21 protein-coding genes are annotated in these 26,764 nt (G+C 55.4%); 13 read left to right on the top strand and 8 right to left on the bottom strand.

Going from position 1 to position 26,764, the window contains the following annotated elements; all coding sequences use genetic code 11:
• Window positions 1-12: 12 nt before the first annotated feature.
• Window positions 13-1,032, bottom strand: coding sequence for an endonuclease/exonuclease/phosphatase family protein (locus RIB44_15990; protein ID MEQ8618076.1), 1,020 nt, complete (start codon window positions 1,030-1,032; stop codon window positions 13-15).
• On the bottom strand, window positions 1,029-1,529 hold the full coding sequence (locus tag RIB44_15985; GenBank protein MEQ8618075.1) for a MarR family transcriptional regulator: 501 nt from the start codon (window positions 1,527-1,529) through the stop codon (window positions 1,029-1,031). Before RIB44_15985 ends, RIB44_15990 begins: the two co-directional genes overlap by 4 nt.
• 396 nt (window positions 1,530-1,925) lie before the next feature.
• On the opposite strand from RIB44_15985, the gene RIB44_15980 reads away from it, so the two are divergent.
• The 3 genes from RIB44_15980 to RIB44_15970 all read left to right on the top strand — a co-directional run bounded on the left by RIB44_15980 (window position 1,926) and on the right by RIB44_15970 (window position 4,354).
• Window positions 1,926-2,117 (top strand): carbon storage regulator, encoded by a 192-nt coding sequence (locus RIB44_15980; GenBank protein MEQ8618074.1) that lies wholly within the window; start codon window positions 1,926-1,928, stop codon window positions 2,115-2,117.
• Window positions 2,118-2,238: 121 nt separating this feature from the next.
• Window positions 2,239-2,874 carry a sigma-70 family RNA polymerase sigma factor gene (locus tag RIB44_15975; protein ID MEQ8618073.1) on the top strand — a complete coding sequence of 212 codons (636 nt, stop codon included), beginning with the start codon at window positions 2,239-2,241 and terminating at the stop codon, window positions 2,872-2,874.
• Complete coding sequence (locus tag RIB44_15970) at window positions 2,867-4,354, top strand: zf-HC2 domain-containing protein (GenBank protein ID MEQ8618072.1); 1,488 nt, start codon at window positions 2,867-2,869, stop codon at window positions 4,352-4,354. Before RIB44_15975 ends, RIB44_15970 begins: the two co-directional genes overlap by 8 nt.
• Before the next feature lie 47 nt (window positions 4,355-4,401).
• Here the strand turns inward: RIB44_15970 and RIB44_15965 are convergent, their stop codons facing one another.
• From RIB44_15965 to RIB44_15955, 3 genes are all read right to left on the bottom strand, one after another.
• Window positions 4,402-5,580 carry a hypothetical protein gene (locus RIB44_15965; GenBank protein MEQ8618071.1) on the bottom strand — a complete coding sequence of 393 codons (1,179 nt, stop codon included), beginning with the start codon at window positions 5,578-5,580 and terminating at the stop codon, window positions 4,402-4,404.
• A 183-nt stretch (window positions 5,581-5,763) separates the two neighbouring features.
• Window positions 5,764-6,249, bottom strand: a complete 486-nt coding sequence (locus tag RIB44_15960; protein ID MEQ8618070.1) for a flagellar basal body-associated FliL family protein — start codon at window positions 6,247-6,249, stop codon at window positions 5,764-5,766.
• 37 nt (window positions 6,250-6,286) lie between these two features.
• Window positions 6,287-6,772, bottom strand: a complete 486-nt coding sequence (locus RIB44_15955; GenBank protein MEQ8618069.1) for a hypothetical protein — start codon at window positions 6,770-6,772, stop codon at window positions 6,287-6,289.
• A gap of 119 nt (window positions 6,773-6,891) precedes the next feature.
• Here RIB44_15955 and RIB44_15950 point away from each other — a divergent pair, with 119 nt between their 5' ends.
• Entirely contained in the window at window positions 6,892-7,341 is a 450-nt protein-coding gene (locus tag RIB44_15950) for a flagellar basal body-associated FliL family protein (protein MEQ8618068.1), read from the top strand.
• 90 nt (window positions 7,342-7,431) lie between these two features.
• On the opposite strand, the gene RIB44_15945 is transcribed toward RIB44_15950, so the two are convergent.
• A complete protein-coding gene (locus tag RIB44_15945; GenBank protein MEQ8618067.1) occupies window positions 7,432-8,649 on the bottom strand; it encodes a hypothetical protein in 1,218 nt (405 codons plus the stop codon).
• 172 nt (window positions 8,650-8,821) lie between these two features.
• On the opposite strand from RIB44_15945, the gene RIB44_15940 reads away from it, so the two are divergent.
• Window positions 8,822-10,225 (top strand): Gfo/Idh/MocA family oxidoreductase, encoded by a 1,404-nt coding sequence (locus tag RIB44_15940; protein ID MEQ8618066.1) that lies wholly within the window; start codon window positions 8,822-8,824, stop codon window positions 10,223-10,225.
• A 176-nt stretch (window positions 10,226-10,401) separates the two neighbouring features.
• Here the strand turns inward: RIB44_15940 and ppc are convergent, their stop codons facing one another.
• Entirely contained in the window at window positions 10,402-13,164 is a 2,763-nt protein-coding gene (ppc, locus tag RIB44_15935) for a phosphoenolpyruvate carboxylase (protein ID MEQ8618065.1), read from the bottom strand.
• Window positions 13,165-13,485: 321 nt separating this feature from the next.
• Here ppc and RIB44_15930 point away from each other — a divergent pair, with 321 nt between their 5' ends.
• The 6 genes from RIB44_15930 (at window position 13,486) to RIB44_15905 (ending at window position 22,859) form a co-directional block, all read left to right on the top strand.
• Complete coding sequence (locus RIB44_15930; GenBank protein MEQ8618064.1) at window positions 13,486-13,884, top strand: BlaI/MecI/CopY family transcriptional regulator; 399 nt, start codon at window positions 13,486-13,488, stop codon at window positions 13,882-13,884.
• Complete coding sequence (locus RIB44_15925; protein MEQ8618063.1) at window positions 13,881-16,265, top strand: M56 family metallopeptidase; 2,385 nt, start codon at window positions 13,881-13,883, stop codon at window positions 16,263-16,265. Before RIB44_15930 ends, RIB44_15925 begins: the two co-directional genes overlap by 4 nt.
• A 283-nt stretch (window positions 16,266-16,548) precedes the next feature.
• A complete protein-coding gene (locus RIB44_15920; GenBank protein MEQ8618062.1) occupies window positions 16,549-17,085 on the top strand; it encodes a hypothetical protein in 537 nt (178 codons plus the stop codon).
• A complete protein-coding gene (locus RIB44_15915) occupies window positions 17,086-17,955 on the top strand; it encodes a HAMP domain-containing sensor histidine kinase (GenBank protein ID MEQ8618061.1) in 870 nt (289 codons plus the stop codon).
• Window positions 17,956-18,007: 52 nt separating this feature from the next.
• Entirely contained in the window at window positions 18,008-18,487 is a 480-nt protein-coding gene (locus RIB44_15910) for a response regulator (GenBank protein ID MEQ8618060.1), read from the top strand.
• Window positions 18,488-18,794: 307 nt separating this feature from the next.
• Entirely contained in the window at window positions 18,795-22,859 is a 4,065-nt protein-coding gene (locus RIB44_15905; protein MEQ8618059.1) for a CheR family methyltransferase, read from the top strand.
• Between the two features lie 78 nt (window positions 22,860-22,937).
• On the opposite strand, the gene hemP is transcribed toward RIB44_15905, so the two are convergent.
• Window positions 22,938-23,117, bottom strand: a complete 180-nt coding sequence (gene hemP / locus RIB44_15900) for a hemin uptake protein HemP (protein MEQ8618058.1) — start codon at window positions 23,115-23,117, stop codon at window positions 22,938-22,940.
• A gap of 263 nt (window positions 23,118-23,380) precedes the next feature.
• On the opposite strand from hemP, the gene RIB44_15895 reads away from it, so the two are divergent.
• Both RIB44_15895 and RIB44_15890 read left to right on the top strand, forming a co-directional pair.
• Window positions 23,381-24,184, top strand: a complete 804-nt coding sequence (locus RIB44_15895; protein ID MEQ8618057.1) for a hypothetical protein — start codon at window positions 23,381-23,383, stop codon at window positions 24,182-24,184.
• Between the two features lie 97 nt (window positions 24,185-24,281).
• Entirely contained in the window at window positions 24,282-26,663 is a 2,382-nt protein-coding gene (locus tag RIB44_15890) for a DUF1559 domain-containing protein (protein MEQ8618056.1), read from the top strand.
• The last annotated feature ends 101 nt before the right edge of the window (window positions 26,664-26,764 follow it).

Below are 26,764 nucleotides of genomic sequence, written 5' to 3'. Positions count from 1 at the left end.
ACAACGCCACCTCTACTCCACTACGAAATCGCCAACTACTAGCCGGTGGTCTGACGCCTCGTTGTAATCGGCGATCACGCTCAGCGGTTTGAGTGTTTCGCTCGACCACAGCATGTCGACTCGGAACAGCGGAAAGGCGTTCGTCCCCGTGTGCCCCCAGCCGTGGCCAACTTCACGAAACGCGTCGCGAAAGTTCTTTCTGAGCGAATCGAGCGCTGTGTCACGCGGTTGCAAATTGAAGTCTCCACCAATCAACACGGGATGTGAACTGTTGAGACTCTCTACCTCAGCTAATATGTCCAAGAGTTCTTGCCGATGCTGGCGACGATTCTCGGCGTGTGCCTTCCAGAATTCAGGACTGCAAAAATCGATGCGCGCCGGCGGAGGCGTGAGTCGCAGGCACACGACTAACAGCGTCGGCCCGTCAGTAAGTTCCACCCTCGCCATACGGCATTTCACATCTCGCGGCACTTCGTGAGCTGTGATCTTTCCCTTCGCCAAGATCGACGTGTCTTGTCCGTGGAGTAGGCTTTCGCCGTCACCGAAGTACTCCACAGCGATCTCTGAAAGTGCTTCTTTCCCCGGGGATTCCTGGAGCAGAAGAATCGAGGGCTGAAACTCGAGCGTGCGTGTTACCGCCTCAATCGTTCCTTGAGAGCAATTTGCGGTAACAACGCGAATTGCCTCCGGTCTGTCATAGGCCGGTCGCTCAGCGGAAGCGGTCGACGTCAGCCCGCGCCACAGGCTGGGGATTTCGTCGACGAACAGTCCGAAGAACACGCCCCAAAGTAGCAAGCTGAGCCACGATTCCGCACGATGCGTCCGATTCATCCCGTATCGGAGCAGGACGTAAGCAGGAACAATCCAACACCAAGCGGGGATCAGCGTCACCGCCGCCAACGCGTCAGGTTGATGCCAATAGACGTGAGCAACGGCTAAACAAAGCAGTGTCGAAGTGATCAAGAAGAAGCGTTGACGCCACAAACGGCGTGAAGGTGTTGGATCGTTCGTTGCCGCTTCGTCAGTAATCACGGTGTTGTCTTGCTAGGAGCTTCGCCTGGCTGAGCAACGTCTAGCTTGGCACCCGGATTATCCGGATTGACTTGCATCATGTCGGCCACGCGCTGCAAAGTTGAAAGGATCTGACCCTGCTCCCACTCGGGCAGGCTGCCAAGTTCTTTACGGAATTTCGACTCGAGCAACGAGGGTGCCGTGGCGAGGCTCTCGGAGCCTTTCGCGGTCAGCGTGATCGCAACGCTGCGTCGATCGCTTGCACCGCGAGTCCGGGTGATGAAACCGCCTTGCTCAAGCCGCGTGATAATACCGGTGACGGTTGGCTGACCAAGGTGCAACTCCGTAGCGATCTTGCCGGTCGCCACGGGCTGCAAGCGAGCAATCGCGTGAAGCGCTGCTAGCTGCGGCGAGGTGAGCCCGATCTCTTTCTGCAAGACCTGCGAACGCAAACTAATCGCCCGTGTGATGCGTCGCAGGGCGACGAGCAGCAGCTCTTCGAGGTGAGGGGTTTCCATAGGGCCGTCTATGATTTGTTTTGGGAATAAAACTTCGCATCGACTTCGCTAATGGAAGTTAAGCGAACCCGCACTACACGGTACGCCTCTTGAGTGGCAGATTCGATAACTCCTCTGACGCCGCTCGTATCAATCGTAAGCGAATATTTTGCACGCTATGCAAATCGAAGCAATGCAATCCTCGCTAGATACCAAGACTCACGTTACTGAAACAGATTTACCCATGTTCTGGCAGTTTTTTAGCACTTGCTAGCAAGGAATCTAAATTCGTATTGTGTGCGAATTATCAAACCGTTATAGTTCCGCCATCAAGAGTGAAGTGAGTTTCGGTTCGACGCAAACGTTTGTCGAATCCCTCACATGGAAGTGTTGATCAAAGAGAAGAAGGAGCAAAGCATGTTGGTACTTACTCGAAAGGAAGATGAATCCATTCGCATCGGCGACGACATTGTTGTGAAGGTCGTCAAAACTCACGGCGGGCGTGTGCGGCTCGCCATCGAAGCTCCCCTGGAAGTGCCGATTCTTCGCGGCGAGCTCGATTTCTCTGAAAGTGGCGGCCAAACCACCGCCGAAACGCTGGTTTCCTAGTCTCTACGCATAACAGCGAATGAGCGGTACTTTTGCAGCACTCCGGGGTTTATCCTAGAGGTGAGGCGCTCCGCTTGACGAATCTTGCGGAGCCACCACGACCCCGGTTGCGAAGTACCTATTGGCCATCACTGATACCACAGCCCAGCGATACACGGCAAAAGATCCGGATGTCCGGCTCATGCTCAAGGTGCGCGATGACGACGCTGCCGCCTTCGAGCAGCTCGTGAATAACTACCAGCATCGGCTCGTTTCGTTGATGACCCATTTGGTCGGCAAGCGCGACATGGCTGAGGATCTAGCGCAAGATGTTTTCCTACGCGTTTACCGCGCTCGGAAACGCTACGTGCCTGGTTCTAAGTTTTCGACATGGTTGTTCACGATCGCCAATAACGTGGCGTCGAATGCGCGGCGGTCACTCGCTCGTCGTCAGGAGATCAACCTTGCCGCACGTCATAGTGGTGAAGAGAACTTCAACGGACTGGAAGCACAAGCACTCGCGGCTAGTGGCCAGATGCCCACCCGACAACTCGACAAAGAAGAATTACGTGACATCGTAAACCTCGCTGTGGCGACGCTTGACGATCGACAAAAAATGGCCGTGCTACTCAACAAGTTTGAACACATGAGCTACGAAGAGATCGGCGAAGTCATGCAGTTGAGCACCTCGGCCGTAAAATCGTTGCTCTCCAGAGCCCGTGGCAATCTGCGAGATGTCATCGGCCCTTATTTGCAGAAGGGGGCGAAAGTTGAGTAAGCAACCCCCCTCAAACGCCGACGTGAGCACGCAAGAATTGATCGTTGCTTACCTTGATGGCGAACTCAGCCCGGCGGAAGCTGCTCAAGTCGAAAAACGTCTTGCCGAAGACGGGGCGTTTCGTCAGCGACTCAAGCAACTGGAACAAGCCTGGGCCGCTCTGGACGAGTTGCCGGTGACTACCGTCGACGACCGCTTCTCGCGTACCACGATGGAACTCGTGGTCACCGCGGCAGAGAAAGAAGTGCAGGAGCAAACTGCCGCGATGCCGGTCGTGAAGCGTAAACGGCGGATTTCGAATTGGTTACTCGCAGCGGCGGCAGCGCTTGTCGGCTTCGCGATGTTCCGTCTCGCCTGGACAAGCCCCAACCGCCAGCTCCGCGAATATCTCCCGGCAGTCATGCACGTGGATGCCTACACGCAGTTTCGCGAGATTGAGTTTCTCCAACAACTGGCTAAGCAGGAAGAACTGCCCGCAGACTTCACAGAAGAGGAGCAGCTTGAAGTCGAATCAGAGGCTGCCCAGTTGGCGAGCTTTGCCGACATGAGCGCTCGAAAAACGTATCTCGCCAGTCTCGACAAGCAGCAACGAACCGACCTCCGCTACAAGGCGATTCGCTTTCGAGAGCTTTCGCTCGAAGAGCAGGAGCGAATCGTCGAGCTTCAGCAAGCTGTGGCTGAGCAAGGTTTGGAACCCACGTTGATTGCCTACGAAGCGTGGCTCGACGGGCTCTCCGAATCAAAGCAATACGAGCTGCGTCAAATCAGCGATCCGATCGAACGTGCCAAAACCGTCGGTCGTTGGCTGGCAGAGTCTCGAAAGGATGCCAAGTTTGCGCTAAATGACGAGCAGCTACGACAAGTCGTCAAAGCGACTGACGAGATAGCTAAGCTCCATAGAAGAATGTTGGCCCAAGGCCGCACAAGCAGTTCTATCGAGAAGCTCAAACGCCTCGGAGCCTTCTTGGAAAAGTCGCAAAACCTTTTGCAGACTTTACCCGAGGAAGTCCGCAGCGAGTACCAAGCTTTATCCTTGCGAGACAAAGTTGCCCAGGTATTCTTCTGGCGGCGCCAAGCGATGGCACTCAAGGGGGGCGTTTCCGAGGCTGAGCTAGAACGCTTCTTCGCCGAGGAACTTCCTGTGGATAAGCGCGAGCAGTTGCTCAGCCTTTCGCCCGAGGACATGCAGCGGCGTCTCCGCGAGATGTATCATCACCAAACAGGCACCGGCTTTGACGGGCCTGAGTTCGAGGGGCCTTGGCGAGGACCCGAGGGGAGAGGGCCGCAAGGTCGAGGTCCACATGATCGGGGACCTCAGAACGCTAGAGACCAGGAGGGATTTGGCTCGCCTGAGCGAGGACCACGTGGTCCGCGAGGCGATTTTCAGCGACCCGAGCAGCGCCCGTTTGACCGACCGCCGCGAGATTTTCAAGAGCGGGATGGCCGTCGCGGGCCACCGCCTCGGCCTGGTGAGCGTTAAGACGCTTCAACCCGTCGGCTGACGCCTGACGGCTCGTAAGGATTCGATTACTTGAGTTTTCGGGTCTGCATTGCGCGGCCCGCGGTGTAGCCGACCAAGTCGTCGCGCTCGTGGCAGAGCTCTTCGTAGCGCTGCCAGTTGCCGCTAACGCTCGCTAACTCCAGGAGCGTGGGTGCCAGCGAGGAGAGTCCGCGTTCTGGCGGAACGAGCTCCGCGTAGATTTCCATTGCGTCGGAATGTCGGTCGTTGCGGGCGAGCAGCACCAGGAGCGTTTCCACGGCAGTGTTCGTTGGGACGCCAAGAGTTGGTTCTGCCGCATGTTCTTCACGGGCACGCTTGGTAAAGAACTCGACCGCTTCATCGACGGCTTCTCCGAGGGTTGCCTTGAGAAACAGTTCGTGGGTTGGGTAGAGATTCTCAAACGGCGCTTCGCCAGGGTATTGCAGATCTTCGATCAGGCGTTTTCCGTAGTCGCAGATCTCAAGCGCCTTCTGAACCAGTGCAGGCTCGGTGAGCAATCGCGAGAACCGAACGGTGCTAGCCAAGTGCGAAGCATCGAGATGGTAGCTGCCTCCTTCGGTCAACGCGGGGAACTGTTCGATGAGCTCGCCAATTGCCATTCCCTCGGGTGCCGTACCTTCTAGCCGATGGAGATGCCCCCTAAGGTTGCCTTGCAGTTCCGCATAGACATGACGCAAAAGGATTGCCGCGCAGGCCTGTTGCGACTCCTCATCGAGCTGCCCGGCTAGCGAATCAAGTGTCGTGATCGAGTTGCACGTGCCATGATGCGCGATCAACCAGGCGTAACCTCGCTCGGGGTCGACACCCTCGTGGAGGGAAATCTCAATAAGAGCATCGCAATTCTCTTCGTTGGCGACGACGCTGCTGAGGTACTCGCGGACCAGTTGCTTCTCGCCCGCCGGGCGGAGGTACATCCACGCTTCGCGGAGCTGATCCTTCTCTAAGAGCAACTGCCCCACCTCGCGACAAGCGGCCACGTAACCCGCCTCAAGATCATCGCGCACCGCTTCGTCAGCGTCTTCGAGCGTCCCAGATCGCTCCAACGGCAAACCTAATTGGTGCCGGCGCTGCATCAGTCGCAGGTCGAACAGTCGATGCCATTGCTCGGTGGCCGCCAACTGTTGGGCGACTTTATCGAACAAAGTTTCCGGACTATCAGCCAGTTCAGTGAAGGTTTCGAGGGAAAGAGCCTGAGAGGAGGACATGTCGAATGTTTACTAGAATTGCATAGGAAAGAATTGTGTCTTCATTATACGCAAATCAAGCCGCCTCGTTCAGAGCTGCGAACGAGATCTGTAGGGAACGCCCTCTGTGGTGTTCCTTGGAGTTGGGCTCGGAACGCCACAAAGGACGTTCTCTACTAATCGAGAGAAGATTCTCTATGTGAGCTAGTGATCGCCCACTGTGAACTCGGTCACGTAAATACGTTCGACCAAAGGCATAGGAAGTAAACGATTGATCCGCAGTAGAATGACTTTCTGCACACGAATCAGCCCTGGGTCCTGGTAGTCAGCCAATTCGACAGAACGCACCGCCGTGAGCGCTTCGTTACGTAATCGCTGCTTCCATTTTTGTAAACGATCCAGTGTTTTCTCTGAGACATCATCGTGCAGTTTGAGATGCACCGCGAACAGCAGGATTGCCGTATCGTTGCGGGTCGGGCGGAATTCGCGGAGGCGAAAAGTACCTAGGTCGAAAGTGATGTGCTTCGTTTTCTCTTGCGCTTCCGCGTTCTCATCTGGAGTTGTTGCGGCATCACCTGCCGCCTTCGACCCAGTGGCGTCGTCAGCCCCATAGGCAGCTTCGCTAGCGAAGCTGACAAGCAAAGCACTCAGTAGAAAGTGCAACGATCGATGAAGAAGTTTTTTGGTCATGGTTCAGGTCGGGGAGGGCAGTAGGTTTTACCTTCTCTTAAATCGGCTCTTCGAGCGTTCCCACAATCACCAGTTGCTGGACGCGGCTCTCGCCGAGCTGGGCACGTGCCATATCCGTTAGGCGCATTTTCACGCTGGAGAGGCGTGGATCTTCCAGCTCATCGGTGGTCACGTTGCGAACGATTCGCAGTACCTCATCTTGGAACGGTCCTTTGCGGTGTTCCAGAACTTCCAGAAGTGATTTCTCCCGATTCGCTTCGGTGACCGCATAGAGCGAAAACTTCAGCCTCCGCCAAGTAAGGTCCTCTTTTCCTCTGGTTGGAATCGCCACGGGGACGTGGTAACTGCCTAGCGGAACCTCAACCGTCGCGTCCGCGGGCGCGTCGAATTCCAGATCTTCCAGGTAGTCCACAAGCCGCGGAGCCTGCTCACTGCCACAGCCGCCCATTCCTAGCGAAAACGCCGCTAGCAACAAGGCTGGCCAGGAAAATCGAACAGTTTGATGTTGGAAGGCGGAAGGCATAGCCAAATATAGGCTCCGCACGGGCCCAGGCGGCAAGCTATGCTTTCTGCAGAGTAACAGTACCTCCTGAAAAGGCCGTTTGTAGCGATTCTCTGCTCCCTCCGGCCTGCCGTTTCGCGATGATCACTAAATTGCCGGGTAATGTGACAACTACCTTACTGCTGGCGCTGGGGATGTGTCTGCAAGTGGGTTGCATTGATTCTGAGGGGATGATCAGCCGTCGGCGAGAAATCACCCGCGGGATGCGGTTGGAACAAGTCGACCTTGGCCGCTTCCACATCACTCTGCCTCCCAAGACGCCCGATGGCAAAGGAGGCGTCGTGAACTTTCACGCGTTCGTGCAAGTCACGAATCGCGACCGCGATCACGTCCAAACGATCGTGGACGAAAGCATTCCTCGACTCCGCCATCACATGCTGATGGCCGTCCGCCGCTTCTCCGCGGATGATCTGACCGAGCCTGAACTGGTTGCCCTGCGAAAAGAGCTGGTCGAAGCCGTGAACGAACCGTTTAAAGAGCCACTGGTGAAAGAAGCCGGGTTCTATAAGTTCAAGTTTTTTACGCTGTAAAGTCCGTTTGGCGGATTGGAAGTAGAGCCGACCTGTGCCAACGAGTTGACGCCTTTGGCATATGTTCTTCGATCTCGCTAAACCATCACCTTACTGCTTCACCTGCAACCCCGGAATCGCCGCCTGGAGTTTTTCCGCGGCTTCGGTGGTCGTTGAGGTTTGGGTGATCGACAGCTTTTTTAAGTTCTTTAGCGTCACCAATTTCGCGAGCCCTTCGTCGCTTACCAGCGTCGCGTTGAGATTCAAATCCTCAAGGCTGGTGAGTTTTGCCAGGTGCTCTATGGCTGAGTCGTCCAAGAAGCTGTTCCACAGATTAAGCCACTTGAGCTTCTTCGAACCTTCTAGCTGAGCCAATCCGGGACCTTGGACGCCCGTTTCGCTGAGATCGAGCTTCAGCAACTCCGGCATGTTGGCCAAGTTTGCAAGCCCCTCATCGGTTGTGTAGGTGCCGCGAAGGATCAATTGCCGCATCTTTGGCATGTTTGCCAGCGGCGCGAGTCCCTCGTCGCCGATGGGCACGCGGAGCAAATTCAAATCATCCAGATTCACCAGATGGGCAATCTGCTGCATTCCGGAATCCGTGAGCTTGGCATCCTCCAAATGCAGACCACGAAGCTGCTTGCTCGATAGCAAGGACTCAAGCCCACCATCGTCGATGCCGGGGGCACGGAACTTCAGGCTCGAGAGTCGGGGTAACTCAGGGACCACTTCCAATGCTTTGTTGGAAAGCGTGCAACCCCGCAGGTCGAGTAAGCGGAGATTCTTCAAGGGGGCAAGTTGCTTGATGCCTGCGTCAGTAAACTTCGTGTAAGGGGCCGCGAAGTGCGTTAAGTCTTTCAGCTTCGTCAGATGTTCAATACCAGCGTCCGTCAATTGAGCTGAGCGATGCAGGTTTACCGAGCGCAAAGCGGGAAAGCGAGCCAGCTCAGTAAGGCTCTCGTCAGTCAGAGAAGTATTCAAGAGTCGCAGCTCTTTCAGTCGCGGTAGCGTGGGCAACGCGGCGAGCGCTTCGTTATTGATGTTCGCGCCCCAGAGGACGAGTTTTTTGAGTTGGTCCTCACCTTCAAGCAAGGCCATGTCCTCGGGGAGCATTTTGCAGCGATCAAGATCGACCACTAAGATCTGACCTGCGTCGTCTCTTTGGAGCTTTCCGCGAAGTTGCTCGACACGAGCTTCTAGGGTTTGCGGCGCGGATTCTACGGTTTGCGTATCGGCGGTGGCTGCCTGACTGGTCACCAGCGGGGCGAGAATGGCCGTTACATGTTTGATTTTGTCGATATTTTTGGTGAGATACTTCAGTAGTGACACGTTTTTTGCTCCACGTTCCAATCAGTCTTGTCGAAGAGTAGAAACTCGCGTTCATTTAGCATAGCAGTTTTCCGCACTAAGAATTAGTTGCTTCGCTTGCTTGTTCCATCAATTCCACTTAGCTAGATTGGAGCTTACACAGCCCATCTCCCATGCGATCCCAGAGAGTGCCATGAGTGCAGACCTTACTCAGAACAAAGAGCCTAGCCGTCCTTTCACTACTTCGCGTCGTCGATTTCTAGCTGCCTCAGCAGCAGGGGTTGGCTACTGGGTAGCCGGCGGGGTGCAGGCTCAGCCTTCCAACAGCCCTAACGGCAAGCTTCAGATTGCAACCTTCGGGGTTGGTGGCAAAGGAAAGAGCGACACGAAGAACGCCTCGCGTTTTGGACAGATCTACGCCATCTGCGACGTTGATCGCGGCACGATGGGACGGACCGCTCCGTTTTATAAAGTGCCCAAGGAGAATATGTTCACGGACTACCGTGAGCTCTTCGACAAATTGGGTGATCGAATTGATTCGGTAGTCGTTAGTACGCCTGACCACACCCATGCGGTGATTGCCTCGCAGGCGATGAAGACCGGCAAGCACTGCTATTGCCAAAAGCCACTGACGCACTCTATCTGGGAAGCTCGCCAGCTGCAAAACATCGCCCGTGAGATGGGCGTGGTCACCCAGATGGGCAATCAGTACACGGCTTACGATCCCATGCGTCAAGCAGCCTATCAAGTTCGCTCCGGGCAGCTTGGTGATGTCAGTGAAGTGCACGTCTGGACCAACCGTCCGGTCTGGCCGCAGGGTGAAGATCGCCACGAACCCAAGCCTGTGCCTGAGACGCTGGATTGGGAATCATGGATCGGCCCCGCCCCGATGCGTCCGTATGCCGATGGGTATCACGAATTCAAATGGCGCGGCTGGTGGGACTTCGGCACCGGTGCCCTCGGCGACATGGCGTGCCACACGGTGAACCTCCCGTTCATGGCACTCACGATGCGTGACCCGACAGCCGTAACTGCCGAAACTTCCGGACACAATCAGGACAGCTATCCCGAATGGTCACGGATTGAATTCGATTTCCCAGCACTTGGTGATCGAGCAGCGTTCAAACTTTTCTGGTACGACGGCACCCAGTTGCCTCCGAACTCGCTGACCGATCAGTTCCTCTCGCAAGCTGAAGGAGACGGCAAACCAGCCAAGCTCAATGCGAGTGGCTGCGTGATGGTTGGCAGCAAGGGGAATCTCTACGCAGCCGGTGACTATGCCGAAGGGGGCATCCACTGGCAGGACAACCAGGGCGAAAAGATGGAGCCCCAGCAAGTGGACTATCCCAAGCCGCTGGGCAAACCGGAGTTGGGTCACGTCCAGGAGTTCTATACAGCCATCGCGAAGAACGATCCGAGCATGGCGGTCTCGAACATCGTCGACTACGGAGGGCCGCTGACCGAAACGATTTTGCTAGGCAACCTAGCTGTTTGGAAAGGTGGCCGCGTCGAGTGGGACGCCAAGAAGCTCAAGCCGGACGATCCTGCGTTGGAGAAGATCGTGCGGCGTGAGTATCGCGAGGGGTATACGCTGTAGAGTTTTCAGTGCTAGTTACTCGGTCGACTGGCAGCGCTGCAATAGCCGGCGAGCTACGTCTCTCCAGCGGTCTCCACGCGAGCCAGTCCCAGCATCACCGTGCTCGCGGGCTAGAGAATTGACAGAGTTCGACGCCACAAGAACGGAACACTGAAAACTGACAACTGAATACTCACTTATCCGGTCGTCCGCATCCCTGTTGAGATGCCCTTCACGGTTAGGTGCGTGAGATGTTCCCATTGATTTAGCCGTCCGCTGGCAGCCGGGTCTTCGTTGTTCTCTTGCAAGCCGCGGCGGAGGAGTTCTACCTGCAGTAGGTTCAGCGGGTCGACGTAACCGTTGCGTGCCTTGATCGAGCGTTGCAGCCAGGGGATCCGGTCGAGTAATTTGGCACTGCCGGTAATTGCGAGTACCGCGTGGCGAGAGCGTTCGTACTCGGTGAGGATAGCCTCGGCGAGTTCCTCGCCGCCGTCGATGTCAGCCGCTAACGCCGCGTACTTGGCGAAGACGGACATGTTGGCTTGAGCGAGCGCTTGGGTTGAGTTATCGATTGCAATCCCAAAGAACGGCCACTCGCGATGCATCTGTTGGAGAGCTTCGACCTTGTCGAAATCGTTGCCCACGAACGCCTCAAACGCACTGCCGAGGCCAAACCAGGCGGGGAGCAGACAGCGGCATTGCGTCCAGGAGTAAACCCAGGGAATCGCCCGGAGGTCTTCGACGCGATTTCCCTTTTTGCGTTTGGAGGGGCGCGAGCCAATGGGGAGTTGCTCGATTGCATTGATCAGTGTCACGCGGCGATAGAAGTCAGCGAACGAGGGGTGATCGACTAGCTTGCGATACTTGGTGTAAGCCGAGGCTGCCAGCTCTTCGACGGTCGTTTGCCACTCGCTTGGCGGTGGCGTTGGATCTTTGGAGACCGCGGTAAGCACGGCCCACGTGAGTTGCTCCAGATGTCGATGGGCGATCTCTGGATTATCGTACCGATCCGCTAACACCTCGCCTTGCTCGGTCAAACGGAGCGTGCCGTTGAAGGCCTCACGGGGTAGCGAGAGAACGCTTTTCGCCGCAGGTCCGCCGCCGCGACCGAGCGATCCGCCGCGGCCATGAAAGAAAGTTAAGTCGATTCCTTCGCTCTTGGCGACTCTGGCCAGACCGGTTTGACCGGACTGCAGGGCCCACTGGGCTGCCAGGTAGCCACCGTCCTTGGTGCTGTCGGAGTACCCGACCATCACGGTCTGGCGATCTCCTTGTTGACGAACGTATTCGCGATACTCAGGCTCAGCCAGTAAGTCAGCCAATGTCTCAGGGGCACGCTTCAGGTCGTTGATCGTTTCAAACAATGGAACCAACGGCAAATGCATATCTCGGTCACCTTCCCAGCCGCCATCGACCTGTTCCGACCAATGCCAGAGCCACAGAATGACCAGCAAATCGCTAGGTACCCGCGTCATACTTACGATATGGCTGCCTAAGGCCGACAGTCCAAACCGTCGCGCGGTACGGCGGAGCAGTGTGAAGAGTTCGAAGGTTTCCTGACCTACTGCGGACAGCTTGTCGCTCGGCTCGAACGGTTTGCCGAGAGTCTCTACCAGGAGCTGTTGTCGAGCCTTTTCATCCAGCTCACTCGCATTGTCACAGTCGCCAGTAAGCTTCCAAACTTCGTTGAGCACTTCACGATAAACGCCAGAGTCCTGACGAATATCGAGCCGGGCGGTGTGGAAGGAAAAGGCGTTGATTTGGTCGATCCAAGGCTGCACGTCTGCCTGATAGATCGCTTCGTTGCCCGTTGAAACGAGCGACTCCTGCAAAATCTTCAAATCCGCTAGCAAGGCTTCCGGTGAAGCGAAAGCGGAGTCTGGCACCGTCGCATTGGTTGCCTCGACACTGACTTCGACCTCTGCCGTGCGCTCAAGCCGCCAGCCGATGACGTGGAGCCAACGTCGGTATGATTCAAGCGGCGGCAACTCGTCGAGTTCAGTGGCCAGTTCGGGCCATTTTGATCCGGCATCGCAGATGGCGTTGGTGAGTGATTGGTCCGGGGGAGTCTGGCGGTCAGAGAGAGAAAGCGAACGCGATAGTGCGTGGCAGCTTTCCAAATGCTTTTCGAGCGCCATGCCACGCATCTCGCGTAGGGTCTGGGCAGTTACCTCCGGCGTGACAAACGGGTTGCCGTCGCGGTCCCCCCCGATCCAAGAGTTGTATTCAACGAGTGAATCTTTTGTTTCGACTTCGGGGTAATACTCAGCAAGCGCGTCGCGAAGGTCGTTGGTGATTCGGGGGACTTGCTCCCACAGGACGTGACGAATCGAGAGCCCACGCTCGACTTCTTGCATGACTGTGGGGCGCCAGGGACGTAGGAAGTCCGTCTGCGAGAGTTTGAAAAGCTGCGCGGTAAGCCGTTCAAGCAACTGGGATCGACGGGTTGGCAGTAGCTCGTCGTTGTCGAGTTTTCCCAAGAGCCGACGCATCTCGCTCAGCAAGCGTCGCACGGCTCGACGTTTGGCTTCCGTCGGATGGGCAGTCAGTACGAGCTCGATCCGTGCTTGTTTTAAGTGGGACTCGACCTGCTGAGCGGTAAGTCCAGCGGCATGGTACTCAGCAATGGCAGCACGGACAGTTTCTTTGGCCGGATGGGGGTGTGCGTCTCGTGCCCGGTTGCGCAGTACGCGAACCCGCTGACGGTCCTCCGCCAGATTGGAGAGTTCTAGGAACACCGTAAAGCTGCGGGTTACGATTTCGATTTCGTGCGGATCGAGTTTTTCGAGAAGCGTGTCGAGTTCGTCAGCGGCCTTCTGGTCGCCTCGTTGCATTTCCCTGGCGAGCCTCCGAACTCGCTCAACCAGTTTGAAGCCGTCTTCTCCGGTTAGTTGACGAATGATGTCGCCGCAGAGGCGACCTAGTTGATCGATTTCTTGGCTGAGTTGAGGGGCGCGCATGGCAAACAGGAGGGAGAGGGGAGGGGGTCGGGGAAGGCGACTGGCGGTGCCTGATAGGTTACCGCTATTGGGGGAGTCTCGAAAGTCTCTTCTTTTAGGCACACGTCTGTTGCCGTCTCAACGCCAAGATTTAATTCATTAGAAGATTATGCTTGACTCGGATTGCTGCTCGCGTTAGAAACGTTGAAAGAATTAAAAGATAGTACTACCACACTCCGTGTGGTTAGGGCTCATTGAAGAATCGCTCCCCGCTGGCGACTAACCAGCTCGGTGGAACAACGAACTCGAATCGCCAACCACGCGGAGCGTGGTTGTACTTTCATGCCACGACCACCTTCAGAACACCCGACCGACCTTGAACTCGAACTACTCAAGATCCTTTGGGAGGAGTCACCGCTTGCGGTGCGCGAAGTGCGAGAGCGCCTGGCCGCTGGAGCGGACAGGCCACTCACTCATAGTAGCGTGATAACCATGTTGAACATCATGCATCGCAAGGGGTTCTTGAAACGCCGCAAGCAGGGCAAGGCTTTTCTCTTTTCGCCAAAGGTCGAAAAGAAAAGTGTCACCGGAGGCGTGGTACGCGACCTTTTAAAAAAGCTCTTCGACGACTCGCCGCAGGCGATGGTGTTGAATTTGTTGGAAACAACCGACCTTGATGCTGCGGAAATTGGCGAAATCCGCAAGCTAATCAATCGCAAGGCGAAGGAGCAGAAATCATGAACGCTCTGCTTTCACTGCATGAAGATCTCGCGGCACGGGTCTGCATGACGCTGGCTCATTCATTTTGGCAGTTTGCGTTGTTGGCGGGGCTGGTTTGGGGCTTTTCGTATTCGATCCGCTCAGCTTCCAAGCAGTACTTGGTCAGTGTGGTCGCCCTGATGTTTGGGCTCGTGCTGGAACCAGTGACCTTCTTGTTTCTTGATGGTAGCGCCGGGCCGCTGAAGCGGCACGGCCAAAATGTTCATCAAGTCGATTTGCCCGGCGAGCAAGAACTTCACTCGGAAGATCGATTTGAGTTTGAAGATTCTGCTTTCGCCCAGACGGCCCAACCCATTGAACTCGGAATTGAAGAACCAGCAACTTCGCAGCCCGCGCCAGGCCGTGCCGCTTCAGCGGCCCGGTTCACTCCACCAGGGGTCTGGCAGGCGTGGGCTCCTTGGCTCCTCGGTGCGTACTTGCTGGGGGTTTCCTTCATGCTTATTCGCGTACTACGTGGGTTCTGGCTCGCTGGACGATTAGCAAAGCAAAGTGAAACGATCTCTCACGGCAAGCTGCACGAGTTCGTTGCGCAGTTAAGTCACAAGTGGCGCGTTCGTGTTGTGCCAATGCTCAAGCAGAGCGAGAGCGTGATCGTACCCAAGGTCGTCGGGCTGCTGCGACCGATGATTCTGCTTCCCAGTAGCGCACTTGCGGGGCTGACCACTGCGGAGTTGGAGATGATCCTCGCTCACGAGTTGGCCCACGTCCGCCGCGCGGATATGTGGGTCAACCTCGTGCAACGATTGGCAGAAGCAGTGCTGTTTTTTAACCCAGCACTCTGGTACTTGAGCAGCCGGATCAGCACACTTCGCGAATACTGCTGCGACGAATTGGCATGCGGCAGCGAACTCGATTCAGCGAATCAACAACTTCGTTATGCAAATGCGCTACTTAGGGTCGTCGAGCTCGCAGGTAAACCAATCTCACACGCAGGCCTGGCCGCTTCAGCGGCCAGCGGAAGGAGCCCTAGTGAGTTGCGCCGCCGGATTGCCAGACTGTTTGGCGAATCGATGGGTGAGCCCCTGCCGGTGGGGCGTGGCGGGGTTTGGGCTCTGATAATGCTAGGCGTTTTACTGGTGAGCGGTTCGTTGGTGTGGGCGGAGCGTGGTGAGGAAATAGCAAAGAAGTCGTCTGGCGTAGGCCAATCGCTCACAGCTAAGCAGCAAGTGGAGCTCAAGCCGATTGCTATTCGGAAGTTTGCAAAGCGGGGAAGGGTTGAGCTGTTGGCTATCGGTACACACGATGAGGCAAAACCGCAATGGTGGGGACTCAAGGGCGAATCGATTGAAGATGTTCCCTTTACGATTCGCCTCACAACGAACATCTCGCCAGTACCTGATCGTCAACTTGTGTTTCGTACCGTAGGTCTAGAAAAGAATGTGAAAGTACGATGGCGGATGACACCGCCAGGTAACCGTTCCTCAGCGACCATTGTCCTTGATTGCAAGCAACACCCTGCGAACTATTACTCACATACATTTCAGAGGAATCAGATTACCAAACCGTTTCGTCTCGAGGTTGGCGTCGCGAGAGGGCCTTGGGTGACGATGGCTCAAAATGAGGGGGGCTCCGGCGCGACGAGTATTCTGAACAAAGGAGTGGTGATTTCCGACGGGTTGCTATCAAGCGAGGGGGAGGCGACCTTCATTGTCTCGCACGATTTCACCGATGCTCAGGCAAGACTTATTGCCGTTGATCGCAACGGTAAAGCGTATGAGCCGCGTCGTCGTGGTTTCGTCGCGGCGAGCGTCAACAATCAGACGCAGTATCGTTTTGCTAACTTGAAGTTGGTGGATATTGCCAAGGTGAAGTTCCAGACGCGAAGCTTTGAGTGGGTAGCGTTTGAGGGGTTGCCTGTGGATTTGGGCGAGCCGCCCACGGCTAAGCCGCAAGCGGAGGGGCTTGAAGTTCTTACGGCGCGAGTGTTGCTGGATCAGGACGAGATCAAAGTGGCTCGGAACAATCACGATCCAAGACTTTTCAGGCTTCGTCCGAATCATGTCGATGGCCAGTGGATCATGCTCTCTGAAGAGGGACCCATTTTTACGGAGCGTGATATTGCCAAGACGAAAGCGCAAAAGTCTGAGTGGGGTGGCCATTGGGATGTCCTGCTCGAACTGAAACCCTCAGCAGCCAAGCGGATGCGGGAGCGGACCACGCAACTGCTTGCCGGCGGGCGAGATCCGAACTTACGGGTCGCGGTGTTGTTGGACGGCAAACTGCTGATGGCGCCTACGCTGAATGGTGTGATCGGCGAGCGGCTGCAAATCTCAAGTGGATTCGACGAGCAAGAGGCGAAGGCGTTGGTAGAGAAGCTGCAGCCGGTTTCCGTAGAAGAGTGAACCCGCACGCAGTTGCGGGCTCTCACTTTCTGCTGGTGTCATTACCCCAAATGTAGTTCAGGCTGTTCTGGTCATGCGGGAATGTTGCCAAAAGGCAACGTCATTTCGGGGAGATTTTCGGCTTGCCGCTCCTCTTGCGTTCTAGACTTCTCTAAGCCCCGCAGCGGGCTCCCACCTAAAGAATCCCACCTTACTTTCCAACCGTAATTACTCTGCGAATCCCTCTTGCCTTTGCCCCAGGCTTCGGTTCGCTCCCACCGAGATCTGTTTATAGGTCCATGCCATGTTTGGGGCAGCGCGCACGCTATGCGTTCGTATTCTGTTTGCACTTTTGCTTGCCGGTTTTGCGACCGAGTTGGTGAGTGCCTCAACCTGCAGTGGCGAGTCGCTAACTGCGGCTGCTGAAGCGGGTCGACCAGTTGTTGCTTCTGGCAGTTTTTTCGGTGGGGATTACTTCACCAATCATGGCAACTACATGCCGCGGGTGCATTGTCTGCAGACGGCAGAGGGGACCCCCGACTGGCCTTGGATTGCGGCCCTGATCGTTCTGACTTCAAGTGTCATCGTCGGTTACCTCTGCATCTACTGGTTCTGGCGGCGCTGTTATTTGGCGGAGGAGCCACGTGACCGCAATGAGAAGCTGATGCAGTTGGCCTTCATCTTTGTGTTGTGTGCTGTCTGCGGTTATGGGTTTTCGATCGTGATGTTCTTTTGGCCGGCCTATCGGCTCCTGGCAATCTTCTTGATGGGTCTCAATTGGATCACTTGGAAGTTCGTCAGCAACTTAAAGCCATTTGAGCTCTCCTTCCACGCACCTTGATTGCAGCGTCAACTCAATGAGTCGCTGGAAGCGGAAAAGGAAGAGTTGCAGGCGAAGAATTTGGAGTTGCTTCACGCACGTGACGAGTTGAAGGAATCACTCGCGGAGCTTGCGGAAACAAATCGCGAGCTTGACGATTTCACTTATGCCGCTTCTCACGATCTGAAATCTCCGTTGAGGGCAATTAGCAACCTCGCAGGTTTTATCAGCGAGGAACTCGAAGACGTTGCCACCGAACAGGCGAAGCAAGATTTGGCCCAACTGGAAGGACGCGCGAAACGACTGGAACGCATGTTGTCGGGGATGTTGGAATACTCGCGAGTGACGCGGCGTGAACACAAATCTGAACCTTGTCTCGCAAGAGAGTTAGTCGAAGAAATCGCTGGTGTGCTTGACGTGCCGGCGGGATTCCGCGTCTGCTTCGACGGATACGATAAGCCGTTCTATACGCAACGTTCACCACTAACGCAGGTCATTCGAAATCTGGTTGACAACGCTCTAAAGCACCACGAGGGCGAAACCGGGAAAGTGGAAGTGGTCGTCTGCGACCGCGGCTATGCGTTGGAGTTCCGTGTCGTGGATGATGGCCCGGGGATCGCTCCGGAATACCAGCAACGAGTGTTTGGAATGTTTGAAACACTCAAGCGTCGCGATGAAGTTGACAGCAGTGGCATCGGACTCGCGCTAGTGAAACGCATTGTTGAAAACCACGGCGGACGGATCTGGGTTGAGAGTGAAGAAGGTCGCGGTAGCACGTTCCACTTTACCTGGCCGACTTTATCTGAGTCGCGAAGCGAATCAGAAGAGAAAGCGTTTGAACCGCCCGCTGCTGAGGCACTAGCAGCAGCCTGTGGTATGGCAGCAACTTGAAATAGAGATCGACGAACCGAATTACGACCGTTCCCCAAGAGTGAGGTCTCTTATGTACAATGATGAAGTCACAGTATTGCTAGTCGACGACGACGATGTCGATATTCGCGTAGTGCAACGGGCTTTTCAGAAGGCCGGTGTTGCCAACGAAATGGTGATTGCCCGAGACGGTATCGAAGCGCTGGAGCAGTTACGCGGCACCGAAGAGAAGCCCGCGATTGCTGGTCCGGTTCTCGTGCTCTTGGATTTGAACATGCCACGGATGACCGGCTTGGAGTTTTTGCAAGAACTACGTGCCGACGCGCAGCTACACCACACGATCGTGTTTGTGTTGACGACCTCCGATGATCAGGCAGATCGCATGGCGGCTTACGAGCAGAACGTGGCCGGCTATCTGCTAAAGCATGAAGCGGGGCGTGACTTCCTGACCCACCTTGCGATGCTGCAGAAATTCCTGGTTACGGTGCGATTCCCCACCACGGCTAACGCCGGGAACGTCCCGTGGGAGTTTCAACCTGTAGTTCAGTTCTAAGCATGAGTAGAAGCCGCAGTTGCGTTCGCTAGGAAGCAGTGTTCGAGCGCGACGAGGCGATTCCCACAAACCGACAGTCGTTAGTTTGTGGAACTAGGATGAATAAACGAGAGATGCCGCCCGCTCTGGTCGTTTGGGGCAACAAAGGGGAGCGATTGGGGCTGGGCGGCATTCTTTTTTTCGTTTGACCCTCTTCTTAGATTGGCGAGCGGCTTAGCTACCCTTTTGTCAGCAAATCCCCTAGGATGGGGGTAGTGGAAGGTCGGGCGACTCATTCACAACCATCTCCTTTTAGGGTGCAGCGGCAATGACGCCAGACACCACCCAAGATACAAGCCTCCCAAAAGCGACTGAAGTTCGCGCGGAAACAGGATCAGAACAGGTTTCGCCAGCGTCAAATGATGCTGAGTTTCGCGTGATCGGGATCGGTGCCTCTGCGGGGGGGCTGTCTGCACTTGAGAAGCTCTTCAAAGCGATGCCCGCGAAGCCCGGCCTGTCGTTTGTGGTTGTGACCCATCTCTCGCCGGATTTCGAGAGCGCGCTCGATTCGATTCTCGCTCGTCATACCTTCATGCCGGTTACGCTGGTTGATGATGGAATGGAGGTCGAGGCGAACCACGTCTACGTGATCCCTCCTGGAAAGGAGATGATCATTTCCCGTGGCCGCTTACTGTTGACTGACACGGATCGTTCTGAGCGTATGGTCCTGCCAATCAACACTTTTCTTTGTTCTTTGGCGAGAGATTTCGGTGAGCGTTCTGCCGCGGTGATCCTTTCAGGCTCAGGGAGTGACGGCAGTCGCGGAGCCAAAGCGATCGCCGATGCGGGAGGTATGGTTGTGGTGCAGGATCCCGAGTCGGCTGAGTTCTCAAGTATGCCCCGATCGGCAATGAGCAGCAGCCCGATCGACTTTGTCGCGCTGCCAGAAGAGATTCCACGAGCCCTAGAACGGGCTGGCAGTCATCCCGAGCAGGGCATCACTGGAGAATTGCCTAGCGAGCATGAGCAGAACGTGAGCGACTTGCTTAGGCTATTGCAAACGCGAAACGGAGTAGATTTTACCAACTATAAGATGGGCACGATTGTGCGGCGCTTGGCACGACGTGCACAGCTTGCTTCCCAAGAAATGCCGGCCTACTTGAAATCGATCTTGAGTGATGAACATGAACAGGGTGTGTTCTATCAAGATCTGTTGGTGAACGTCACGCGATTTTTTCGAGACGAGTCGGCCTTCGCGGTACTCGAAGAGGAAGTATTTCCTAAACTCCTCGATGACTTAGGAAATAGACGGGACATACGCATCTGGGTTGCCGCTTGTGCTACCGGAGAGGAGGCTTACACGGTAGCCATGTTGATTCACGAGCAACTGCAAGCGCGTGAGTTGATTGCCGACGTCAAGATCTTTGCAACCGATGTCGATCGACAGTCGCTGGAATTCGCTGCCGCTGGCCAGTATACCTCCGAACAAGTCGCGGCGGTCAATGCCGAGCGACTTGAGCAGTACTTTGAAGAGACGGCAGAGGGCACTTATCGCGTCAATGCAGAGCTTCGCCGCATGTTGGTGTTCGCTAAGCACGACGTGCTTCGTGATGCACCGTTTACCAAGATAGACCTGATCACATGTCGCAACATGTTGATCTACCTAGAGCCGAGCGCCCAGCAAAAAGCGTTGTCGTTGTTTCACTTTGGGCTACGGTCCAAAGGCTATTTGATGCTTGGTTCTAGCGAGACCGTAGGCGAACTGCAGAAAGAGTTTTCAACGACCGATACGCGTGCCTCTCTATTTCAAAAGCAACGCGACATCAGTTTGCTCAATAAAATAAGGCTTTCCGATCCGTCGCCGCGCTCGGATTCCGATGTCTTGAAGAATCGTCAAGTACGACGGGGTCAGCAACTGGCTGATCAGCAGATTATTGCCGCGTTCGAGCAACTCGCCAGTGCCCATTTTCCACCGTCGTTCTTCATCAACGAGTCGCATGAGTTGGTTTATAGTACGCCGGGTGCGAATGAGTACTTAGCCCCAGCCGAGGGAAGGTTCAAGAATAACATTCTCGAAATGGTCGTTCCTGAGTTGCGTACAGTACTCAATGGGGCTCTGCGGCGAGCGATGCGTGAAGATCGCACGATCTCGATGCATGGAGTTAGCCTGGGAGTTGGTGCCGATTCGAAGGTGGTCAATCTTCGTGTATCCCCGCAGCAGGCCCAACTGATTGAGGGCACGATTTACATTGCCTCGGTTGAGGAGCAGGAAGACCTGGCTGAAGTCTTTCAGGAGTTAGATCAGGATCTTGTCGGTTCCACGGAGTTTGAGAACTTGCAGAACGAATTGCAGATGACTCGCGAAAGTCTGCAGTCGGCCATTCAGGAGCTTGAAACTAGCAACGAAGAACTGCAAAGCACCAACGAAGAACTCACCGCCAGCAACGAGGAACTCCAGAGTACGAACGAAGAGCTCCATTCAGTGAATGAAGAGCTCTATACGGTCAATGCCGAACATCAACGTAAGATCGGCGAACTTTCGCTCCTGAGCGAAGACGTCGAGAATCTGCTGCAAAGCGTGGATGTCGCGACGATGTTCCTGAGTGAAGTCTTGCTGATCCGCAAGTTCACGCCGGGGATCAGTGCGGTTTTTCAGGTGCATGAGGGAGATATCGGGCGTTCCATCGAGTCATTCACGCATACGCTCGACTATCCTGATTTGTACAACGATCTGAGGTCCGTTGTTGAGAACCACACGCGGGTGGAGAGGGAAGTTCACAGTGAAACGGGGACTCGCTACTTGGTGCGGATTCTGCCTTATCTCTCGACCTCTTCGCAAGACGGGGTAATCCTGTCGTTGATTGATTTGACAATGCTCGATGCAGAGCGTCGTAAACTGCATGACAGTGAACTGCGGTTCCGCAGCACGTTTGAGAATGCGGCGGTCGGAATCGCGCACGTGGCAGTGGATGGCCGTTGGCTGCGAGTGAATGATCGGCTGTGCGAGATAGTCGAGTACAGCAAGGAGGAGTTGCTCGCCTCAGACTTCCAGCACATTACCCACCCCAAAGATCTGGATGCAGACCTAGAGCGTTATCGTTCACTGATCGCCGGCGAGTTATCCAGCTATTCGATCCAGAAGCGATACATTAAGAAGTCAGGCAAGTCGGTTTGGATCAACTTAACCGTTTCGATGCAGCGAGACGACGAAGGGAAGCCGCTCTACGCGATTGCGTTTGTTCAGGACATTTCCAAGCGAAAGCAGTTCGAGGCGCAGCTCAAGAGTTCTATCGTGGGGCGTGATCGTTTCCTGGCGACTTTGTCGCACGAGTTGCGTAATCCGTTAGCTGCCGTGTTGAGTGCGATTCGCGTTACCCAGAAACGCTCGCAAGAAGGACTCACGCGGCAAGAGGAGGTTATTCTCCGCCAATCGGAGCAAATCTCGCGACTGTTGGACGACTTACTGGATGTGGCACGGATTACCAAGAACAAGCTAACGCTCGACCGCCAACGGTTGGATCTCAACGAACTAGCACGCTCGGCCACTGAGTCGTTCGATTCTCAGCGGAAGGATGCGGGGCTCGAGCTTTCTCTGGCAACACCGACTAAACCCGTTTGGGTGGATGTGGATCGTACGCGACTCATGCAGGTGCTGGAAAATCTGCTTTCGAATGCCGTTAAGTATACCCCCGCCGAAGGAAAGGTTCGGGTCGTCGTCCAACACGATACTAACGACGCGGTACTGTCGGTTATCGATTCGGGGCGGGGGATCGATCCCGATTTCTTGCCTCTGGTGTTCGACATGTTCGTGCAGTCGGAACATAGTCAGAAACAGGCGCATGGTGGTTTAGGGGTGGGGCTTTCGTTGGTGAAATCGCTTGTGGAGATGCATGGCGGACAAGTCGATGTGGAGAGTGACGGACTTGGGCATGGCAGCCGGTTCATTGTGCGATTGCCGTTAGCAGAGCAGGCGAGCCAACTAACGCCCCGACCGCAAGTTGAACTGGCAGCCGTTGATCCGTGCCGCGTGTTAATCGTTGAAGACCAACAGGACGCGCGTGAAATGATGATCGAGTTGCTGGAACTCGACGGTCACGAGGTGACCAGTGCTGCCGATGGTAACCAGGGACTGGAAGCGATTCTTTCGCAGCGCCCGGACGTCGCGCTCGTCGATATTCACTTGCCAGGGCTGGATGGTTACCAAGTGGCCCGACAGGTGCGGTCAACCATCGACTCCGACTCCGTCTATCTAGTGGCGTTAACGGGTTTTGGTGGCGAGAAGGCTCATCAAGAGATTATGGACGCAGGCTTCGACGAGCATCTTGTGAAACCCGTGCGGCCAGGTGATCTCAATCGCGTACTGGCGGGGCGGTCTGGCGTCGGCAAGCGGTGATTGTCGTATCACTTCGGCCGTGAGCGTAAGCGACCGGATTCCGAATCACTCTGCAATCCGGTCGCTTACGCTCGCGGCTTACTTCTGCAGGATCAGCCGATTGTTCCGCGTCACAATCAGTCGGTAGTTCTCACCCGAATGGCTGATGAGGATTTGCTTTTCTCCTTGCAGCAAACTCTCCGCTTCCACGGTGCGGATCTGATTTTTCTCGACGCTTTTTTGCTCCGAAGGATCGTTTTGGGCCTTGAATTCAGCCATTATTGACTCGATGTGATAAATGCATCTTTTCTTGCGAAAAGAGGGCTGTAGGGCTTGTGGTAGACTCGGGATTCGTTAGTTTATTGCTACTGAGACTTGATATCAAGTATCCTTCCCGCCAGCCAGGCCGTTCTGCTCAATAAGCAGCCACTGTGGAAAACTGCAGCGGATTCTTCCGGTCACTCGCCAGCTAAGAGGTTCCCCAGCCGCAATCGAGTCGGTTGTGGGTGTTCTTATTGCATTCCTGGAGAGTGATTGAACTGATGATGATTAACAGATGCTGTTTCTTGGCTATCGCACTGGCCGCTGCCATTTCCTCCAATCGATTGTTCGCGATCACCACTTCTCAGGGTCAATCCTGGGACTACCAGCCAGACGCTTGGGCGCGTGGCAGTGATGCCAATACCGCCTACTTTGGCTGGGACGACTTTGAGATCGGCGGAAATGCCGTTTTGGGGTTTGGGCGGGTGCTTGATGATACGACGCCCGACTTGGGAACCGCAGTTCCTAACGTGCGGATTTATCAGGGCAACGATGGCGCCAACGATCCCTCTCCAACGACATATGGCCACCGTAGTGGTAGCGGCAACTTCTACACGGGTTTTGCGATCGGTCCTCCACCACACAACAACCAGCTTGATGACACCATTACGGGCATTGCTCCAGCGAGCGGCACTGATGGTTGCACGACGCTTGTGTTGCAGGTGATCGGCCAAACGGCTGGTGGGATGGCCACAACCGGTGCCGCCATTGAGGATCTCTTTTTCGACCTGCCGGGTTGGACGAAGCAGAAAGACCTTTATGGGCTCGAGGCCAACGGCTCGGGAGTCTACTGGCAAGAGTGGACTGCTCCCGGCGCGAACCTTCCCTTCAGTATCGAAATGACCTCAGACGTTGGCACCGCAGATATCGCGATTGATGCCTTTCAGGTGGACACCTATTGGACTCCTGGTGCTTCGCCAGCGATCAATAGCATTGGCTCGATTGGTGTGCCGGAACTATCGTCTTTTGTACTTGTATCTCTCATGGGGATAGGTGTTCTTCACGCACGCCGTTGCCGGAACTAACCATTAGGAACTAACTCTTAAAAACTGGCCGGTGCTGATCGAATGGAATGGACGATTCGGTCAGCACCCGGTTGTTAGCCCTTATGGGAGAAGCTTTATGAAAAAGCCTCTGCAAGAGTCGCAAACCAAGCAGTCCACACGGCGTTTCGCAACCGTGCTGGGTCTGATCGTTGGCGTGTTCCTCCTTTGGCTTACGCTGGGGAGCGTTTTATTGAGCAGCAGTGTCGCACATGCCGAAGTCGCCACCTGGGACCAGCCAGATCTTGATACGTGGACTTACATCAATGGCGGTGCACCGGGGACACGCGAGCAAGGCTCGACGTGGACTGGCGGCTTGAGCGTCGATCAGCAATCTGGTCAGTTCAACCCCATGACTTCCAGTAATGCCGCCCGTTTTGCGAACACTCTATTCGCCTTTGAAACGCTCAACGACATCACTACAGGTCTCGCTCCTAGTGCCTACCAAGTCACCTCCGTGACGTTTACGGCTCGGATGCAAAACTTTTTTGGCGACTCAATTCGCTACGAGAGCTCGGCACCAACGGCCACAGGCTACCTGTCTGATTTCATGAATCAGGCTGTCGATGGCCAGCAGGCGATTGAGTTGTTCGGCGTCGGTTTTCGTGCCGGTTACGAGGGCTTTGCTCTAGGTAGTAACCAGACAGGGCAACGCCTGAGTGAAGCTGACAGTGTGCATTCTGGTCCGGGCGCGTCCTATGTTGCATATCCGACTGATGGAGATGCGAGCAGTCCAGGGGACTATCGCGACGTTTCCAACAACATTACCGGTGGCTTCAGTGCAACGGCTCCTGGAAATACAACCGCTCCGTTTGATGCCACTCCTTGGGCGATCGGCACGGCGCGGAACGCGGCAGACACCGCTGACCTTGTCGATGGCGAGGAGGTACCCTTTGACGCGACGTTCACCTTCGAGATCGATCTCACGTTGCCCGGTGTGAAAGAGTATGTCCAGCAATCGCTTGCGGAAGGAGTGCTAGGTTTTGCTCTGTCATCGCTCCATCCCTCGGTACAGCAAAGCAGTGCCGGCATCCCTCGGTGGTATTTCAAAGAAGCTGACCCGTTGGACTTCCCCGGTGCGGAAGCGGCGACTCTGACGATTGATTACACCATCGCAGAGGGGCTTGCTGGTGACTTCGACGAAAACGATGTCGTTGATGGAGCGGATTTTCTGTTCTGGCAACGTGACGAATTGGGCTCGACCGCTTTGAGTGATTGGCACGGGAATTATGGAAGTGACAACCCCGCTAGTGTCATCGCGGTTCCCGAGCCGGCCGCCTGGGTGATTGTTGTCGGCTTTGTCAGTTTGCTCGTTAGGAGCCAGCGATGCCTTCGGGAAATTATTAGCCCCAGGATTTATCCTGGGGTTGACGGAGATGCCCATGGGTCGGTCGAGCGAGCAAGATTGTGTACGAGTGGCTTAAAGCCGAGACCGAAATCAGCCGTGATTCATTTCGACCTCGTTGGGAGTTGGCTGACAAAACGACCCAACTGCTCGGTCGAGATACTTCAAGACCACAGTCACCCCGGGATGAATCCCGGGGCTAATAATTCGTGGAATCTGATTCGCAAACCGTTCCCAATTTCTCGCCTTCGTGTTGGTTTCACTTTGGTCGAACTGCTTGTGGTGATTGCAATTCTCGGCGTGCTTGTGGGCCTGTTGCTGCCGGCAGTGCAAGCTGCCAGAGAAGCTGCTCGGCGGGGAAGTTGCCAGAATAACCTCAAGCAAATCGGACTCGCGACTCTCAACTATGAATCCGCTCGCAGGACACTGCCGCCACCACAGCATGGCGCGAAGTTCGAGCCGCTCGGCAGCACGCTGGTTTTGCTGCTGCCGTACCTTGATCAAGGGAATCGGTTCGCGAATTACGACCTGACAAAGCCCTACACAGACCCCGTGAATGCTAGTGTGACGACGGCTCCGATTGACGTTTATGTCTGCCGCTCAATGCAAAGACCCTCCGGTGAAACCGCAGGTGAGACACTAGGTATAGGGAGCTACATTATCTCGACTCGGACAGACAACCAACCTTCGATCAATAACGGGGCATTTGATGATCCTGCCGATGGGTCCTATCAGTTGAAACTGAAGCATATCACTGATGGCGCCTCGAACACGCTGCTTGTCGGTGAGATCAACTACGCCTTCGAGGAGCGGGAGCCGCTTGCTCGGATCGACCAGCCCAGCGGTCCGGGCACACGCAGTAGCTTTGCTTGGGCGGAAGGTTACTGGGCTCAGGGCTCCGGCTACCTTGCCGCCCGCGCGCCCCACTTGTTCAACAACAGTGATCGCTATGTGGCAACGCAAAATAGCCGTGCGTTCCGTAGTGACCACCCCGGCGGCGTGCAGTTTGTGAAGCTGGACGGCTCCGTGCTGTGGATTGGTGACGATTCCGACCCGGAGATCCGCCGAGCTTTGGTTACCCGTGATGGCGGCGAAGTCAACCACTCGCTCAACTGAGCAGCTAAGTTGCAAGTTTGAAACCACAGATGAACGCGGATCAACGCAGATGAAAAAGCACACTGATCTGCGTTATGAATTCATTCCCCTTTCGAACCGAG

Source organism: Lacipirellulaceae bacterium (assembly GCA_040218535.1).
Lineage (GTDB): Bacteria > Planctomycetota > Planctomycetia > Pirellulales > Lacipirellulaceae > Adhaeretor.
This window is presented reverse-complemented; position numbering and strand designations above follow the sequence as displayed.

Bases quoted from the DNA above. Each gene is read 5' to 3' on its own strand.
- RIB44_15985 (MEQ8618075.1), bottom strand. From the start codon at position 1,529: ATGGAAACCCCTCACCTCGAAGAGCTGCTGCTCGTCGCCCTGCGACGC.
- RIB44_15980 (MEQ8618074.1), top strand. From the start codon at position 1,926: ATGTTGGTACTTACTCGAAAGGAAGATGAATCCATTCGCATCGGCGAC.
- RIB44_15965 (MEQ8618071.1), bottom strand. From the start codon at position 5,580: ATGTCCTCCTCTCAGGCTCTTTCCCTCGAAACCTTCACTGAACTGGCT.
- RIB44_15960 (MEQ8618070.1), bottom strand. From the start codon at position 6,249: ATGACCAAAAAACTTCTTCATCGATCGTTGCACTTTCTACTGAGTGCT.
- RIB44_15955 (MEQ8618069.1), bottom strand. From the start codon at position 6,772: ATGCCTTCCGCCTTCCAACATCAAACTGTTCGATTTTCCTGGCCAGCC.
- RIB44_15950 (MEQ8618068.1), top strand. From the start codon at position 6,892: ATGATCACTAAATTGCCGGGTAATGTGACAACTACCTTACTGCTGGCG.
- RIB44_15940 (MEQ8618066.1), top strand. From the start codon at position 8,822: ATGAGTGCAGACCTTACTCAGAACAAAGAGCCTAGCCGTCCTTTCACT.
- ppc (MEQ8618065.1), bottom strand. From the start codon at position 13,164: ATGCGCGCCCCTCAACTCAGCCAAGAAATCGATCAACTAGGTCGCCTC.
- RIB44_15930 (MEQ8618064.1), top strand. From the start codon at position 13,486: ATGCCACGACCACCTTCAGAACACCCGACCGACCTTGAACTCGAACTA.
- RIB44_15925 (MEQ8618063.1), top strand. From the start codon at position 13,881: ATGAACGCTCTGCTTTCACTGCATGAAGATCTCGCGGCACGGGTCTGC.
- RIB44_15920 (MEQ8618062.1), top strand. From the start codon at position 16,549: ATGTTTGGGGCAGCGCGCACGCTATGCGTTCGTATTCTGTTTGCACTT.
- RIB44_15910 (MEQ8618060.1), top strand. From the start codon at position 18,008: ATGTACAATGATGAAGTCACAGTATTGCTAGTCGACGACGACGATGTC.
- RIB44_15905 (MEQ8618059.1), top strand. From the start codon at position 18,795: ATGACGCCAGACACCACCCAAGATACAAGCCTCCCAAAAGCGACTGAA.
- hemP (MEQ8618058.1), bottom strand. From the start codon at position 23,117: ATGGCTGAATTCAAGGCCCAAAACGATCCTTCGGAGCAAAAAAGCGTC.
- RIB44_15895 (MEQ8618057.1), top strand. From the start codon at position 23,381: ATGATGATTAACAGATGCTGTTTCTTGGCTATCGCACTGGCCGCTGCC.
- RIB44_15890 (MEQ8618056.1), top strand. From the start codon at position 24,282: ATGAAAAAGCCTCTGCAAGAGTCGCAAACCAAGCAGTCCACACGGCGT.